Source organism: Klebsiella indica (assembly GCF_005860775.1).
GTDB classification, from domain to species: domain Bacteria; phylum Pseudomonadota; class Gammaproteobacteria; order Enterobacterales; family Enterobacteriaceae; genus Klebsiella; species Klebsiella indica.
The window spans coordinates 176,229-191,451 of sequence record NZ_VCHQ01000016.1; the positions used below are offsets into that span (position 1 = coordinate 176,229).

The following is a 15,223-nucleotide window of genomic DNA, read 5'->3' on the forward strand; positions in this document are numbered from 1 at the left end:
TACCGCCTCTCCGGCATAAAAATGCTGAAGAGAGCAGGTCACAGCAATTGAGGAAGCGTTGATGGAAAAGAAACATATCTACCTGTTCTGTTCAGCCGGTATGTCTACGTCACTACTGGTATCTAAAATGCGAGCGCAGGCCGAGAAATATGCGGTGCCGGTTATTATCGAAGCATTTCCGGAAACCTTAGCCGGTGAAAAGGGACCCGAGGCCGATGTTGTTCTGTTAGGCCCGCAGATCGCCTATATGCTGCCGGATATCCAGCGTTTACTGCCAAATAAACCTGTGGCTGTTATTGATTCTATTTTATACGGTAAAGTCGATGGTTTAGGCGTTTTGAAAGAAGCCGTTGCGGCCATTAAAAAAGCGGCTGCGCAATAATTTTATTTTAAAACTCGATTTTTCCGGGTAATGCTGATAACCACACAAGGGAGGACAAATATACTGTTATCCGGAATGAAGAGAGTTTATTTTCCCGTCAAAGAGTAATTTTATCGGCCATCGCCGCAATAAATATATTGCGGCCTTAAAGGGTATTTATTATGAGTAAAGTGATTGATTCGCTTGAAAAGGTACTCCTTCCGTTTGCTGTTAAAATAGGAAGGCAGCCACACGTCAATGCAATTAAAAATGGTTTTATTAAGTTAATGCCATTGACGCTGGCCGGGGCCATGTTTGTTTTAATTAATAACGTATTTCTGAGTTTTGGTGAAGGTTCTTTCTTTTATTCAATGGGCATTCGTCTGGATGCTTCCACCATTGAAACGCTAAACGGTTTTAAAGCAATCGGTGGTAACGTTTATAACGGCACGCTCGGCATTATGTCGCTGATGGCGCCTTTCTTTATTGGTTCTGCGTTGGCGGAAGAGCGCAAAGTCGACCCGATGGCGGCAGGATTATTGGCTATCGCGGCATTTATGACCGTGACCCCTTATAGCGTTGGCGAGGCTTACGCTGTCGGCGCGAACTGGTTAGGCGGCGCCAATATCATTTCAGGTATTGTTATCGGCCTGGTGGTGGCGGAGATGTTCACTTTTATTGTTCATCGTAATTGGGTGATCACCCTGCCGTCCAGCGTACCGGCTTCGGTTTCCCGATCATTTTCCGCAGTCATTCCGGCGTTTATTATTCTGTCTATTATGGGAATTATCTCCTGGGCGCTGACGCACTGGGGCACTAACTTCCATCAGATAATTATGGATACCATCTCCACGCCGCTGGCCGCAATGGGCGCAGTTGTCGGCTGGGCGTACGTGATTTTCACCTCCCTGCTGTGGTTCTTTGGCGTACATGGTTCGCTGGCGCTGTCGGCACTGGACAGCGGAATTATGACGCCATGGGCGCTGGAAAACATCGCAATCTACCAGCAGTATGGTTCGGTTGACGCGGCGCTGGCTGCGGGTAAAACCTTCCATATGTGGGCCAAACCGATGCTGGACTCCTATATTTTCCTCGGCGGTACCGGCGCGACGCTGGGCCTGATTATCGCCATCTTTATCGCTTCACGGCGTGAGGATCATCGTCAGGTTGCGAAGCTGGCGCTGCCGTCGGGTATCTTCCAGATTAACGAACCTATTCTGTTTGGTCTGCCGATTATTATGAACCCGGTGATGTTCATTCCATTCATTCTGATTCAGCCCCTGCTGGCGGCTATCACCATGACGGCTTATACCCTGGGCGTTATCCCGCCGATTACCAACATCGCGCCGTGGACCATGCCAACCGGTTTGGGCGCGTTCTTTAACACGAACGGCAGCGTCGCCGCTCTGCTGCTGGCCCTGTTTAACCTTGCCATATCAACCCTGGTCTACCTGCCGTTTGTGGTGATTTCCAACAAAGCGCAGGGCGTGATTGAGCAGGAAGAGAGCGAAGAAGATATCGCTAACGCACTGAAATTCTGACATTACACGGTACGGGAAATCCCCGTACCGTCTGAGAAATGAGGGAGTCATTATGTTTGATCTGGATAACATTGCAGAGGAAGAGCGCCCGGCCAACGACCTCGAAGAGGTGGTGATGGGATTGATCATTAACTCCGGGCAGGCGCGTAGCCTGGCTTATGCCGCGCTGAAGGAAGCAAAGCAGGGGAAGTTCGCGTCGGCCAAAGCGATGATGGAGCAGTCGCGAATGGCGTTGAGCGAAGCGCACCTTGTGCAGACACAATTAATCGAGAGTGATGAAGGTGAAGGCAAAATGAAAGTGAGTCTGGTGCTGGTTCATGCGCAAGATCATCTGATGACTTCCATGCTGGCTCGCGAGCTGGTCGCTGAATTGATTGAGCTGCATGAGAAGGTACAATAGGTCATCGACACGATGAGGCAGCCAAAAATGATGACCACAGAAATCAGTACCGCCCGGGAGCAACAACTCTTTAACGGCAAAAATTTTCACGTGGTCATCTATAACAAGACGGAGAGCGTCAGCGGGCTTCACCAGCATGATTATTATGAATATACCATTGTGTTGACCGGGCGCTATTATCAGGTCATTAATGGTAAGCGGGTGCTGCTGGAGCGCGGGGATTTTGTCTTTATTCCAATGGGGTCGCATCACCAGAGTTTTTATGAATTTGGTGCGACGCGCATTCTCAACGTAGGCATCAGTAAACGTTTCTTTGAGAAACACTACCTGCCTTTACTGCCGTTTGGTCTGGTTGCCTCCCAGGTCTATACCGTTAAAAGTTCGTTTCTTAGTTATATTGAGTCGGTTATTGCATCACTGAATTTTCGCGAAACCGAGTTTGATGAATTTATTGAACTGGTATCGTTTTATACTCTCAATCGTTTACGGCATTATCGCGAGGAGCCAGAGGAGGATTTTATTCCACAATGGTTGAAAAATACCGTTGAAGGTATGCACGATAAAGTTATGTTTGCTGAATGTGCGCTGGAAAATATGGTGAAGTCCTCCGGGAAAACGCAGGAATATTTAACCCGGGCAACTCAGCGTTATTATGCGAAAACGCCAATGCAGATAATTAACGATATCCGTATCAACTTTGCCAAGAAACAGTTAGAGATAACGAATTACTCAGTGACCGATATTGCCTATGAGTCGGGGTACAGCAGTCCCAGTCTGTTTATTAAAACGTTTAAGAAACTGACTTCATTTACCCCCAGTAGCTATCGGAAGCATCTTACAAGTATTAATTAACCAGGCGCGAAATATTCGCGTAAGCAAAATATCCAGCTTAACTATCCGCATTTACGCGGGGAGTGGGTAACGTATAGTCAAAATCATTCGGGGTGCAGGACAAAACGGTTAACCGTCCTGAACGTTGCTGGCGGCTGCCCGTCAGGGAGCGTCATTCGCGGCCGACACATCTGCATTTTGAAATATGGCGGCTATATATGCGTAGTCCACAAGGGAGAAAAATATGAGCCAGAAATTAAAGGTCGTGACGATTGGCGGCGGCAGCAGCTATACCCCGGAATTACTGGAAGGGTTCCTGAAGCGTTATCATGAACTGCCGGTGAGCGAGCTGTGGCTGGTGGATGTCGCGGAAGGGCAGGAAAAGCTCGATATTATCCATGCGATGTGTCAGCGGATGGTTGAAAAAGCCGGTGTGCCGATGCAGGTCTACAAAACTCTCGACCGTCGCAAGGCGCTGGAAGGGGCTGATTTCGTTACCACCCAATTGCGCGTCGGTCAGTTGAAGGCGCGTGAGAAGGACGAACGAATTCCGCTGAGTCACGGTTATTTAGGTCAGGAAACCAATGGTGCGGGGGGGCTGTTTAAAGGTTTGCGCACCATTCCTGTGATATTTGATATTGTGAAAGATGTTCAGGAAATTTGCCCGAAGGCCTGGATTATCAACTTCACTAACCCGGCAGGGATGGTGACTGAAGCCGTCTGTCGCCACACCGATTTTAAGCGCTTTATCGGCGTGTGTAATATCCCTGTTGGTATGAAGATGTTTATCACCGATGTGCTGAAACTGAACCCGAGTGATGTGCTTAACATCGATCTGTTTGGCCTGAATCACCTGGTCTTTGTCCGCGATGTGCTGGTTAACGGCGTCTCGCGCTTTGACGAACTGCTGGACGGCGTGGCGTCCGGTCGTCTGACCGCTAATTCGGTGAAAAATATCTTTGACCTGCCGTTTAGCGAAGGGTTGATACGCGCGTTGCGCCTGATTCCATGCTCCTACCTGCTTTACTACTTCAAGCCAAAAGAGATGCTGGCAATTGAAATGGGGGAATACTACAAAGGCGGCGCCCGCGCTCAGGTGGTGCAGAAAGTTGAGAAGCAGCTGTTCGAGCTGTACAAAAATCCGGCGCTGAAGGTGAAGCCGAAAGAGCTTGAGCAACGCGGCGGGGCCTATTACTCCGACGCAGCCTGTGAAGTCATCAACGCTATCTACAATGATAAACAGACTGAGCATTACGTGAATGTGCCGCACCACGGTCACATCGACAACGTTCCGGCAGAGTGGGCGGTAGAGATGAGCTGCACGCTTGGCCGCGATGGCGCAAAACCGACGCCGCGCATCACCCATTTCGATGAGAAAGTGCTGGGGTTGATTTATACCATCAAGAGTTTTGAGGTGGCGGCCAGCGACGCTGCAATCAGCGGTAAGCTGGATGATGTTTTGCTGGCGCTTAACCTGAATCCGCTGATCCACTCCGATCGCGATGCCGAAAAACTGGCGCGGGAGATGATCCTCGCACATGAGAAATGGCTGCCAAACTTTGCGACGACTATCGAAACACTGAAACAGTAACGGGAGCTGTATATGGCGCGCGTGTTGATCGTGAATGCCGACGACTTTGGTCTCAGCAAGGGGCAAAATTACGGTATTATCGAAGCTTGCAAAAATGGTTTGGTTACGTCTACAACGGCACTGGTCAACGGTGAAGCGATCGGCCATGCCGTGCAGCTTCGCCGCGGTGCACCGGAGCTGGCGGTCGGGATGCATTTTGTGCTGACGCTGGGGGAACCGCTGTCGGCCATGCCGGGTTTAACGCGTGAAGGGCGTCTCGGCAAGTGGATATGGGAGATGGCGGAAGCGGGTAATCTGCCGCTGGATGAAATCGCGTATGAGCTGGAGTGTCAGTTTGCTCGGTTTGTCGAGCTGTTTGGCTGCGAGCCGACGCATATCGACAGCCATCATCATGTGCATATGATGGCGCAGATTTACCCCATTGTGGCGGCGTTTGCCGCCCGCAAGGGGATTGCGTTGCGTATTGACCGACAGCAAGTGGCGCCTTCAGCGCTGGCGCATGATAGGGTGCGCAGCAGCGATGGTTTTTCCCGCGACTTTTACGGCGAGGCGGTTTCCGAAGCCCTATTTTTGCAAACGCTGGATGCCTCTATTCAGCGTGATGAAAAATCGCTGGAAGTAATGTGTCATCCGGCATTTATTGATAACACGATTATGCGCAGCGCCTATTGTTATCCGCGTCTGAGCGAACTGGATGTGCTGACATCCGAATCGTTAAAGTATGCCATAGCCGGGCGTGGATATCGGCTCGGGACGTATTGCGACCTGTAGTGGTTGTCGGTGACAGCCGGCCCGGCGGCGGTGCTGCCGGGCCTTTTATACAGAGACTGCGGAAATTTTGTCCTTTTTCTGATATCCGGGTGGCAGTGATCGGCTTTTTATAGGGTTTACATCTGTACGGCGAGTATGCAAAGGGGCGACGAACGGAGGCTTTTTCGGCTATGATAGTGGTTTCTGTCCCCGCTTTGTTTAGTGAACCTATTTGTGATGAAACCTCTTCGCCAACAAAACCGCCAGATTATCAGCTACGTGCCCCGAGTAGAGCCTGCACCGCCGGAACACGCCATCAAGATTGAGGGATATCGCGATGTCTGGTTATTGCGGGGTAAGTATGTCGCTTTTGTGCTAATGGGCGAACATTTTCGTCGTTCACCCACCTTTAATGTGCCGGAAGCGGCGCAACGCTGGGCGACGCAAATGCGGCAGGAAGGTGAAATAGGCGCCTGAGGAGGCGGCGCCGTAAGAATAAAAAACGATTGAGAGTCCCCCGTAATACCGTTCGGTTAAGCGGTTCACAGTGTTTCTCGCTCTTTCGTTGGGGGCGGGTGAAACGCCCCCACACGGTTCGCAGGCCGTGGAGATGGCCAATATCCTCGTATGGGCAGTGAACGGAATAATCCACGGAGCAAAATCAGGCGAAAACAAAAACGCGCCATCTTCGCCAGCACCACCGATTCACTGATATCCTCTGACCCGTAATCATCCCTGCTTAAGCCCCGAACGGCGCTGAACTGAGGATATCAGCGCTGTTTGCGCTCTCAATCCTCATCAGGCCTGCCATTAGCGGTGTACCAGTTCAGCATCTTCTTCGCTATCGAGAATTGTTCTGTCTGTTTGACGTAGCCACTGGCTGGTCAGCGTGCCCGCCGTCATTGAACCGCTCACGTTTAGCGCGGTACGGCCCATATCGATCAGCGGCTCAACCGAGATTAACAGCGCCACCAGCGTCACTGGCAGACCCATCGCCGGCAGGACAATCAGCGCAGCAAAGGTTGCGCCGCCGCCCACGCCCGCGACGCCAGCGGAACTCACGGTAACGATGCCCACCAGGGTAGCAATCCACAGCGGATCGAGCGGATTAATACCCACAGTCGGCGCGACCATTACGGCCAGCATCGCCGGGTAGAGACCCGCACAGCCGTTCTGACCGATAGTGGCGCCGAACGATGCTGAGAAGCTGGCAATAGATTCCGGCACGCCCAGACGGCGGGTTTGCGTTTCAACGTTCAGCGGAATAGATGCCGCGCTGGAGCGGCTGGTAAAGGCGAAGGTGAGCACCGGCCAGACTTTTCGGAAGTATTTCAGCGGGCTCACGCCGTTGACCGCCAGCAGCAGCCCGTGTACCACGAACATGATGCCCAGGCCAATGTAGGAGGCGATAACAAAGCTGCCGAGTTTGATGATGTCCTGCAGGTTGGATCCCGCCACCACTTTGGTCATCAGCGCCAGCACGCCGTAGGGTGTTAACTGCATAACCAGGCGCACCAGTTTCATAACCCAGCTTTGCAGCGTGTCGATCGCAGTGAGTACGCGCTGGCCTTTTGCCACATCATCTTTCAACAGTTTCAGCGCGGCCACGCCGAGAAACGCCGCGAAAATAACCACGCTGATAATCGATGTCGGGTTTGCGCCGGTGAGGTCAGCAAACGGGTTTTTGGGGATAAAAGAGAGGATCAGTTGCGGGACGCTCAGGTCCGCGACTTTACCGGCATAGTTATTCTGAATGGCATTGAGACGGGCAGTTTCCGCGCCGCCCTGAACCAGCCCTTCGGCGGTCAGACCAAACATATTGGTCACCAGCACTCCGACCAGCGCGGCAATCAGGGTTGTGAATAGCAGCGTACCAATGCTCAGGAAGCTGATTTTACCGAGCTGTGAAGCATTATGCAGGCGGGCGACCGCGCTCAGAATTGAGGCGAACACCAGTGGCATAACAATCATTTGCAGCAGTTTCACATAACCGTTGCCGACGATATTGAACCACTGGAGAGAGTCCTGCAGCACCGGATGCCCGGAACCATAGATAATCTGCAGCGCCAGACCGAAAATAACGCCGATAACCAGACCAAGCAGCACTTTTTTAGCAAGACTCCACTGCTTATGCCGGGTTTGCGCCAGCGCCAGCAGTAAAACCGCGAACACAACAACATTCGCTATTAATGGAAAATTCATTCCTGTTCTCCTGATATCCTTTGTGACCGTAGGTCAATGTCGTATTCCTGTGACGGCAAGGGTAGCAGAAGGCGTCTTTCCTTACTTATATCCAAATGGAATTGATTATAACCGTTTTGTTTTTTTGCTGGTTTATTGCCTGAACGGGGGACCAATCAGACGATGAAACGTCATTTGCAGGGCGTTAATCATCTCCGACGACCAGCGTACTGCGCTGTTTTCGGCGACGTTTTGCGGCAGCCATACGGCGTAAACGAATAGCGCGATGCAGAGCACGCGTTCCAGTTGATTCCCCTTGCGCGGCGCAAGCACCGGCAAACGAAAACGCCAGCGACAGGGCCAGAGCAGTGGAACACCCGCCGGGGTCAGCATATCGGCGAGGATATGGCTGAGATAACCCAGTACCAGCCCCTGCAGCGCGTCTGCCGGAATGATCCAGCTCTCTGGCACTTTCAGTGAGAAAAGCGCGACCGCGGCAAATACCGCCAGCAGACTGTGGGTGAAACCACGATGGCCGAAGGCGCGCGCCACGGGCTTTGATATCCAGCTTAATCGCTGCCCAAGAAAAGATTTGGGGTGGTCGATATCGGGCAGCAGGCAGGTCAGCACGGCGGAAGGGATAATATGCCACCAGTCACCCTGGGCCAGCACGGGGGTTAATTCCGCATTTTTCGCAAATACCGCACAGGCGATAGAAAAAAGGAGGTGGCCTTCCGCTGTCATGATAAAAACCCTAAACTGTCAATTTATACAGTATAGGGTTTTTATACAGTGCGGGGAAGAGGTGACGGTGTAACTCTTTGTCACAAAACCGTCAACGTGCCAGCCATCCACCGTCTACCGCGAGGGTAAATCCGTTGATGTAATCGGCGGCGGAGGACGCAAGAAAGACCACCGGTCCTTGCAGATCGTCCGGAATTCCCCAGCGTCCGGCCGGGATGCGGTCAAGAATCTCTTTGCTGCGTTCAGCATCGTCCCGTAACTGCTGCGTATTGTTGGTGGCCATATATCCTGGCGCAATGGCGTTAACATTGATGTGATATTTTGCCCATTCATTGGCCAGCAGGCGGGTAATCCCCAGCACGCCACTTTTTGATGCGGTATATGAAGGCACGCGAATACCGCCCTGGAAAGAGAGCATCGAAGCAATATTGACAATTTTTCCACCATCACCCTGGCGAATAAACTGTTTCGCGACGGCCTGTGAAAGAAAAAATACCGATTTCAGGTTCAGATTGAGGACATCGTCCCAGTCCTTTTCGCTAAAGGAGATCGCATCGGCGCGGCGAATCGTGCCAGCGTTGTTGACCAGAATATCCACCCGTCCCATCGCCGCAACGGCCTGGTTTACGATGGCGTCGATGTCATCCTGACGGCTCAGATCGGCCTGAATGGGAGTAAACCGCCGGCCTAGCGCCAGAACCTTTTCCGCCGTTTCATGCGGAATGCGCCGATTAACGCCGACGATATCGCATCCGGCCTGCGCCAGACCCAGCGTCATCCCCTGGCCTAACCCGGTATCACAACCCGTAACGATAGCGACCTTATTCGTAAGGTCGAAGGCGTTCAGTACCATATGCACCTCTGTATGCTGATTTCATGCGTCAAATAGCGCCTGTGAAATCAGCATAGAGGGCAAAAGAGAAAAAAACAATTAAAATGAAACATTGTTTTAATTAAAAAGGTATAGCGGGCCGTTGATATATCCTGTACCGCAACTTCAGCCCAGCAGGTCGCGCACCGTGAGGGATTCCAGCGTCGCGAGCTTCACGTCAGACAACACAAAGCGTGGATCGCGGCTGTTTTCTGCCTCAGGAACGACGATTGAGCGCATACGCGCCGCCTTGCTGGCAATCATGCCATTTACCGAGTCTTCCAGCGCCACACAGTTCAGCGGACTGACCCCGAGTTTCGCCGCGCAGTCGAGATAAACTTGCGGGTGCGGTTTGCTGAAGGGCAGCATTTCGGCCGAGGCGAGGACGTCAAACTGGTCTCTTAGTTCAAACATGGTGAGGACTTTTTCCAGCATCCGCAGCGGTGAAGCCGAAGCCAGACCGATTTTGAGCCCCTGGGCTTTACACAGCGCGACGGCTTCTCGCACGCCGGGCAGGAGCGGGCGCGCATCTTCAACCAACTGGATGGCGCGGTTGATAATTCGCGCAGTGACCTCCGCGCGATCCGGACCTTGCCACGGCTGCTGTGCAAACCACAGGTCGACAACTAAATCGATTCGCAGCCCCAGCGTATCAGGCATTTCGCCGCGGCGGCGAGTATCTACGCCAAGGCTGGCTATCACCTCCAGTTCCGCCTTATCCCATAGCGGCTCAGAATCAATCAATAATCCATCCATATCAAAAATCGCGGCGTGAATCTGGTGCCTTGCTGACATAAGTCCCTCTCCGGTAGCGTAATCAGGTAACGAATCGCTCCTCATGGTATATCATACCGCGCATGATTGGGCGAAATTCGCCGATGAGGGTAGACTGAAAATGGATAAGGCGTCTTAACAAGGGGAACCCATGACGTATCAACAAGCTGGACGCATTGCAGTACTTAAACGCATTTTGGGATGGGTAGTGTTTATCCCGGCGGCGATCTCGACGCTGATTTCCGTGCTGAAGTTTATGTATGAGCATAGCGAGAAAAAACCAGGGATTGACGCGGTAATGATGGACTTTGCGCATGTAATGATTGAGATGGTTCGCTTTAACACGCCATTCCTCAATTTGTTCTGGTATAACTCGCCGTTGCCGGATTTTAAACACGGTATCAATATCGGTTTCTGGGTGATCTATATTTTGCTGTTCGTCGGCATGGCGTTACAGGCTTCCGGCGCGCGGATGGGGCGTCAGGCGAAGTTTCTGCGCGAAGGGGTCGAGGATCAGTTGATTCTGGAACAGGCCAAAGGGCCGGAAGGGCTGACGCGTGAGCAGATTGCTGAACGCATTGTGGTGCCACGCCATACGATTCTGGTGCAGTATTTCCCGCTGTACGTATTGCCGGTGATCGGTATTGTACTGGGATACTTTTTCTTCTCTTTGCTCGGTTTTCTGTAATCAACGGGCCCGGTCACGCCGGGCTGGCTGATTTACTGGGCAGGTAGCGCACGCGGTTTGCCCTGACTGTCGACCGCAACATAGATAAACAGCGCTTCGGTTGCTTTATAACGCTGGCCGATCGGCTCGGACGACACTTTTTTTACCCATACTTCAATATTGATTGTTACCGAGGTGTTGCCTCGTTTTATACAATTAGCGTAGCAGCACACCACGTCGCCCACGGCCACCGGGCGCAAAAAGGTCATGCCGTCGACGCGTACCGTGACTACGCGGCCATGGGCAATTTCTTTCGCCATAATCGCCCCGCCAATATCCATTTGCGACATCAGCCAGCCGCCAAAAATATCGCCGTTGGCGTTAGTATCAGCTGGCATGGCCAGGGTGCGTAAAACCATTTCGCCCTTCGGCGCGAGATCTGTTGTCGCCATTCTATACTCTGTACCCGTCAAAGATGATCAGGCGCGATGCTACTACGAAAATGGCGTGGAGAGAATAGGGGAATATGCCTGTCAGGGCGGGGCAAGAACAGATACCCGTTTCCGGACGCGGTACTCATTCAGCGTGGAGGATCCCGGCGTGCAGGAATAGACATGCCGACACGACTGACCGCAGGGCGTTGCAGAGAAAAACCGTCCACAGTCGGACTGCCTGGCAAAACAGCGTTTATGCGGCGGGGCTTTGTACCTGCGGGAAACGGCACGCGGGATACGTGCCGGGGAATCGCGCTTTAGTGGTTGTCGTCCTGAGGCATATGGCGATAGATGTAAACGCCGCTCAGCAGCGTGAATATCAGCGTCAGAGCCGTCAGGCCGAAGACCTTGAAGTTGACCCAGATATTTTGCGGCAGCCAGAAAGCGATATAGATATTCGCCAGCCCGCAGAGAATAAAAAACAGCGCCCATGCCAGATTCAGACGCGACCACACCTGCTGCGGTAGGGTCAGTTCTTTACCCAGCATGCGCTGGATCAGCGGTTTTTTCATTACCCATTCACTGAACAGCAGCGCGCTGGCGAACAGGACGTAGATAACCGTTACTTTCCATTTGATAAACTCATCGTTGTGGAAAAAAATGGTTAGCCCGCCAAATATCGCAACCAGCACAAAGGTAATCAGCGCCATCTTCTCGACTTTGCGATAGCGTACCCAGCTATAAATCAGCACGATGGCGGTGGCGATAATCAGCGCGCTCGTCGCGGCGTAAATATCGTACAGCTTGTAGAATGCGAAGAAGACTACCAGCGGTAAAAAATCCAGAAACTGCTTCATACATCAATTCCGTCGTTCAGAATGGCGCGGGGAGATACCTCGCGCCAGATTAAGTTAGTTACGAATAAGCATATACAAGCGGAATAAATAGATCAGCAACAATGCGGAGATCAGATTGCTGATGGTATTTATCACCACCGCGCCAACATTTGGCGTCAATACCGCGAAGCTGGAGGCAAACAGCAACAGCAGGGTTTTCGCCAGCAGCCAGCCGATTATCGCGGGTGCCAGCAGGCGCATATTGGCCCAGGCCAGGCGCATACTGCTACGCATGGCGCTAAAAATACCGACTTTATCCTGCACCAGCATGACAGGGGCGAAAGAGAGCACAATAGCCAGCAGTATGCCTGGCACCAGCACCAGCATCATCCCCATCTGCACCACAAATGTTGTCAGCAGAATCAGTAACAGCAGCTTTGGCAACATCGGCGCGGAGGCGCCAATTGCGCGAAGGGCGCTGACGCGCTGACCTGCGGAAATCATTTGAATCATCAACAGAACGCCGCCCGCGAGAATGGCGTTACCCACCAGGCCGGAGAACGTAGAGGCAGCGGAAGCCCGTAGTAAGATCTGCTGCTGCTCCGGCGTCATGTTCTGGACCAGCTCGAACAGCCCGCCGCTGCCTGCCAGGCTGTCGCCTTCGCTCAAAATTGATAATTGCTCTTCACTGGGTGAAAAGGCATGACCAAGCACTACCGTAATGAACGCGCATAGCAACGCAATCAGCAAGATAGTGACGAACTGATTGCGGAAAAAATTTCCAGTGTCACGGTAGACGGACTTTGCCGTGATAGACATGCATTCTCCTTGAGTATTGCCGATGTTAACTAGCGGGCGATTGTACCGCAAATCGCTGTTGGGTATCACTCTCTGCTCTGGCGCGCTGAGTATATCTTTGTAAATTGCTGCCGGGAGTGATGATTTATCCCATTACGACTGCAAAGGGAAATTTGATGTGGCTTATTGAACGTTGATTCCACTCATAATAGTGAAAATTAATCTGGATCAATAAATGTTAAATTTAGCGATTTAATGTGATCTATGTTGGATCAAACATACTTCATTATGGGTATATACTTGCGCTGAATAACCATAATGAGGAAGTGGATAATGAAAAAATTAGCAGCGGCGTTTGTTATTCTGGGTAGTCTCTCTGCCAGTAGCGTTTCGGCTCATGAGGCGGGTGAGTTTTTTGTCCGCGCGGGGACCGCGACGGTAAGGCCGACAGAGGGTGCTGGCGGTACGTTGGGGAGTCTGGGGGGCTTTAATGTTAGCAATAACACGCAACTGGGCCTGACATTCACCTATATGGCAACGGATAATATCGGTGTTGAACTCCTGGCGGCGACGCCATTCCGTCATAAGGTCGGGACGGCGGCAACCGGTAACATTGCCACCGTTCACCATTTGCCGCCGACATTAATGGCCCAGTGGTACTTTGGCGATTCCAGCAGCAAGCTGCGTCCGTATGTTGGCGTGGGGATTAACTACACCACTTTCTTTGATGAAAGTGTCAACGACAACGGGAAAAACGCGGGGATATCGGACCTGAGCCTGAAAGATTCCTGGGGCGCGGCGGGACAAGTGGGGATGGATTACCTGATTAACCGTGACTGGTTGATTAACATGTCGGTCTGGTACATGGATATCGATACCACCGCGAACTATAAACTGGCTGGCGCTCAGCAGCACGACAGTGTCCGTCTGGATCCGTGGGTGTTTATGTTCTCTGCAGGCTACCGTTTCTAACGTCGTCTGCAAAACCGGTCATTGCATGGCCGGTTGCTGTAAGCCACAAAAAAAAGCCCGCACAAGTGCGGGCAAAAATACTGGAAGCAATGTGAGCAATGTCGTACCGAATACCTGAGTTGTTTACTCAACTATTCGGTAGTGAGAAAGATAATATTTCTCATTTGAGATATCAACCCCAACTTTTGTGCGGAAGCGATTTTTTTCAATCGGCGTTAAAAACGTCGCTGTTCGGGCTGCCCTCTGGCGGTCTGGTCGCTGTCATAGCTCCAGGGAAGTGTGGAAAGAGGGGCAGGGTAAAACATCGGTTCTGAAAGCCTGTAACCTCCTTCGCTAACGGCCCATCAACCAAACTGAGCGATGCAGATGGTAGCAGTGCAGAACTGGGTTGATAGGGAACATTCCCGCTAAACCTCGCGATAACAATTCTGCCCGCGGGTTACGGTACACCCTGCCAACATGCGCTTTATATGAACGTTGCTGAAAAAGCTCGCATATAAATAAGGATTTTTTTCAGCGGTTCCTTCAGTGTGAGTGCTGTTTGCCCTGCGACTTAAATTAGTTGAGGCATATTACTATGCACAGAAATATTTAGTGGATTTATTAAAAGCGCCCATTTTAGGGAAAAATAGCGGCAATTTATGATTTACACAGGAATAAAGATATTTTTAATTTATGATATGAGTCCTGAAGAAACGGTCAGACGATTTTTTTGCGCGAACATTTAGATAGAAAAGTTGTGCAATTCATTTTGATTGTGATAAGAAATAGCAAATATATACCCGTGATCATTGAAGATGCTTGATTTTTCAGTAACAGGAGATCATGCTGTCCCCATGAAAATCTTCATCACTGACCAACAAAAAGCGGAACTTGAGCGTCTTCATGACTCCAGTCGTGACGGGCGAGTCCGGGATCGTATTAAAGCTATCCTTCTGGCCTCCGAAGGCTGGAGTTCATCCATGATAGCTCAGGCTTTGCGCCTGCATCAGACTACTGTTGACCACCATATCAGCGAGTTTCTGAACAAAGGCAAGCTGAAGCCCGAAAATGAAGGCTCAGACAGCAAACTCAGCGCTGAACAAACGGCCTTTTTAATCAGCCAGTTATCCGATAATTTATTTTACCATACCCGTGATATCGTCGCGTTTGTCGCACGGACATGGAACATCGTTTTCAGTATTCCGGGAATGAATAAGTGGCTGCACCGGAACGGTTTCACTTACAAAAAAACGTCAGGCGTCCCGCATAAATTCAGTGAAGAGAAACAAAAGCAATTCATTGAATATTATGAAGAACTCAAAGCCACCGCGGGTGATGAACCGGTTCTTTTTATTGATGCTGTCCATCCGACTCAGGCCACCAAAATAGGTTATGGCTGGATACGTAAAGGCCAGAGAAAAGCGGTAAAAACAACAGGCAGTCGTACACGGCTGAATATCATGGGGGCGCTGAATCTGAAGGCCCCGGAG

At 51.4% G+C, this 15,223-nt stretch carries 17 protein-coding genes; 10 read left to right on the forward strand and 7 right to left on the reverse strand.

The genetic code is table 11. The features are described from left to right. The first annotated feature begins 61 nt into the window (after positions 1–61). From FE839_RS13360 to cedA, 7 genes are all read left to right on the forward strand, one after another. Positions 62–382 (forward strand): PTS sugar transporter subunit IIB, encoded by a 321-nt coding sequence (locus tag FE839_RS13360; protein WP_138361292.1) that lies wholly within the window; start codon positions 62–64, stop codon positions 380–382. A gap of 161 nt (positions 383–543) precedes the next feature. Continuing rightward, positions 544–1,902 carry a PTS N,N'-diacetylchitobiose transporter subunit IIC gene (gene chbC / locus FE839_RS13365; RefSeq protein WP_138361293.1) on the forward strand — a complete coding sequence of 453 codons (1,359 nt, stop codon included), beginning with the start codon at positions 544–546 and terminating at the stop codon, positions 1,900–1,902. Between the two features lie 52 nt (positions 1,903–1,954). Further along, on the forward strand, positions 1,955–2,302 hold the full coding sequence (chbA, locus tag FE839_RS13370; RefSeq protein ID WP_138361294.1) for a PTS N,N'-diacetylchitobiose transporter subunit IIA: 348 nt from the start codon (positions 1,955–1,957) through the stop codon (positions 2,300–2,302). A 12-nt stretch (positions 2,303–2,314) separates the two neighbouring features. After that, entirely contained in the window at positions 2,315–3,154 is an 840-nt protein-coding gene (gene chbR / locus FE839_RS13375; protein ID WP_277753114.1) for a transcriptional regulator ChbR, read from the forward strand. 223 nt (positions 3,155–3,377) lie between these two features. Further along, entirely contained in the window at positions 3,378–4,724 is a 1,347-nt protein-coding gene (locus tag FE839_RS13380; protein WP_138361296.1) for a 6-phospho-beta-glucosidase, read from the forward strand. A gap of 12 nt (positions 4,725–4,736) precedes the next feature. Further along, positions 4,737–5,495 (forward strand): chitin disaccharide deacetylase, encoded by a 759-nt coding sequence (chbG, locus tag FE839_RS13385; protein ID WP_138361297.1) that lies wholly within the window; start codon positions 4,737–4,739, stop codon positions 5,493–5,495. Positions 5,496–5,696: 201 nt separating this feature from the next. Next, positions 5,697–5,951: a cell division activator CedA gene (cedA, locus tag FE839_RS13390; protein ID WP_138361298.1), complete on the forward strand. Its 255-nt coding sequence runs from the start codon at positions 5,697–5,699 to the stop codon at positions 5,949–5,951. Between the two features lie 333 nt (positions 5,952–6,284). On the opposite strand, the gene FE839_RS13395 is transcribed toward cedA, so the two are convergent. The 4 genes from FE839_RS13395 to hxpB all read right to left on the reverse strand — a co-directional run bounded on the left by FE839_RS13395 (position 6,285) and on the right by hxpB (position 10,065). Continuing rightward, positions 6,285–7,676 carry an L-cystine transporter gene (locus tag FE839_RS13395; protein ID WP_138361299.1) on the reverse strand — a complete coding sequence of 464 codons (1,392 nt, stop codon included), beginning with the start codon at positions 7,674–7,676 and terminating at the stop codon, positions 6,285–6,287. Between the two features lie 132 nt (positions 7,677–7,808). Continuing rightward, complete coding sequence (locus FE839_RS13400; RefSeq protein WP_138361300.1) at positions 7,809–8,399, reverse strand: metal-dependent hydrolase; 591 nt, start codon at positions 8,397–8,399, stop codon at positions 7,809–7,811. 91 nt (positions 8,400–8,490) lie between these two features. Continuing rightward, the gene (gene kduD / locus FE839_RS13405; protein ID WP_138361301.1) at positions 8,491–9,252 is read right to left on the reverse strand and encodes a 2-dehydro-3-deoxy-D-gluconate 5-dehydrogenase KduD; all 762 of its coding nucleotides are present in this window, start codon (positions 9,250–9,252) and stop codon (positions 8,491–8,493) included. A gap of 144 nt (positions 9,253–9,396) precedes the next feature. After that, complete coding sequence (gene hxpB / locus FE839_RS13410; RefSeq protein ID WP_138361302.1) at positions 9,397–10,065, reverse strand: hexitol phosphatase HxpB; 669 nt, start codon at positions 10,063–10,065, stop codon at positions 9,397–9,399. 130 nt (positions 10,066–10,195) lie between these two features. Between hxpB and FE839_RS13415 the strand changes: the two genes are divergently transcribed. Continuing rightward, complete coding sequence (locus FE839_RS13415) at positions 10,196–10,732, forward strand: YniB family protein (RefSeq protein ID WP_138361303.1); 537 nt, start codon at positions 10,196–10,198, stop codon at positions 10,730–10,732. A gap of 32 nt (positions 10,733–10,764) precedes the next feature. On the opposite strand, the gene yciA is transcribed toward FE839_RS13415, so the two are convergent. From yciA to FE839_RS13430, 3 genes are all read right to left on the reverse strand, one after another. Further along, positions 10,765–11,163: an acyl-CoA thioester hydrolase YciA gene (gene yciA / locus FE839_RS13420; protein ID WP_138361304.1), complete on the reverse strand. Its 399-nt coding sequence runs from the start codon at positions 11,161–11,163 to the stop codon at positions 10,765–10,767. A 299-nt stretch (positions 11,164–11,462) separates the two neighbouring features. Then, entirely contained in the window at positions 11,463–12,002 is a 540-nt protein-coding gene (locus tag FE839_RS13425) for a septation protein A (protein WP_138361305.1), read from the reverse strand. Positions 12,003–12,056: 54 nt separating this feature from the next. Then, positions 12,057–12,800 (reverse strand): YciC family protein, encoded by a 744-nt coding sequence (locus FE839_RS13430; RefSeq protein ID WP_138361306.1) that lies wholly within the window; start codon positions 12,798–12,800, stop codon positions 12,057–12,059. Between the two features lie 312 nt (positions 12,801–13,112). Here FE839_RS13430 and ompW point away from each other — a divergent pair, with 312 nt between their 5' ends. Further along, complete coding sequence (gene ompW, locus FE839_RS13435; RefSeq protein ID WP_138361307.1) at positions 13,113–13,751, forward strand: outer membrane protein OmpW; 639 nt, start codon at positions 13,113–13,115, stop codon at positions 13,749–13,751. An 836-nt stretch (positions 13,752–14,587) separates the two neighbouring features. Beyond that, positions 14,588–15,223 (forward strand): IS630 family transposase (locus tag FE839_RS13440; protein WP_138361308.1); only part of this gene is annotated, 636 nt, incomplete at its 3' end.

Excerpts from the sequence above, each read along its gene's own strand:
- FE839_RS13415 (WP_138361303.1), top strand. The coding sequence starts at position 10,196 with ATGACGTATCAACAAGCTGGACGCATTGCAGTACTTAAACGCATTTTG.
- chbA (WP_138361294.1), top strand. The coding sequence starts at position 1,955 with ATGTTTGATCTGGATAACATTGCAGAGGAAGAGCGCCCGGCCAACGAC.
- kduD (WP_138361301.1), bottom strand. The coding sequence starts at position 9,252 with ATGGTACTGAACGCCTTCGACCTTACGAATAAGGTCGCTATCGTTACG.
- hxpB (WP_138361302.1), bottom strand. The coding sequence starts at position 10,065 with ATGTCAGCAAGGCACCAGATTCACGCCGCGATTTTTGATATGGATGGA.
- chbC (WP_138361293.1), top strand. The coding sequence starts at position 544 with ATGAGTAAAGTGATTGATTCGCTTGAAAAGGTACTCCTTCCGTTTGCT.
- FE839_RS13425 (WP_138361305.1), bottom strand. The coding sequence starts at position 12,002 with ATGAAGCAGTTTCTGGATTTTTTACCGCTGGTAGTCTTCTTCGCATTC.
- FE839_RS13430 (WP_138361306.1), bottom strand. The coding sequence starts at position 12,800 with ATGTCTATCACGGCAAAGTCCGTCTACCGTGACACTGGAAATTTTTTC.
- chbG (WP_138361297.1), top strand. The coding sequence starts at position 4,737 with ATGGCGCGCGTGTTGATCGTGAATGCCGACGACTTTGGTCTCAGCAAG.
- FE839_RS13400 (WP_138361300.1), bottom strand. The coding sequence starts at position 8,399 with ATGACAGCGGAAGGCCACCTCCTTTTTTCTATCGCCTGTGCGGTATTT.
- FE839_RS13360 (WP_138361292.1), top strand. The coding sequence starts at position 62 with ATGGAAAAGAAACATATCTACCTGTTCTGTTCAGCCGGTATGTCTACG.
- ompW (WP_138361307.1), top strand. The coding sequence starts at position 13,113 with ATGAAAAAATTAGCAGCGGCGTTTGTTATTCTGGGTAGTCTCTCTGCC.
- chbR (WP_277753114.1), top strand. The coding sequence starts at position 2,315 with ATGAGGCAGCCAAAAATGATGACCACAGAAATCAGTACCGCCCGGGAG.
- FE839_RS13395 (WP_138361299.1), bottom strand. The coding sequence starts at position 7,676 with ATGAATTTTCCATTAATAGCGAATGTTGTTGTGTTCGCGGTTTTACTG.
- yciA (WP_138361304.1), bottom strand. The coding sequence starts at position 11,163 with ATGGCGACAACAGATCTCGCGCCGAAGGGCGAAATGGTTTTACGCACC.
- FE839_RS13380 (WP_138361296.1), top strand. The coding sequence starts at position 3,378 with ATGAGCCAGAAATTAAAGGTCGTGACGATTGGCGGCGGCAGCAGCTAT.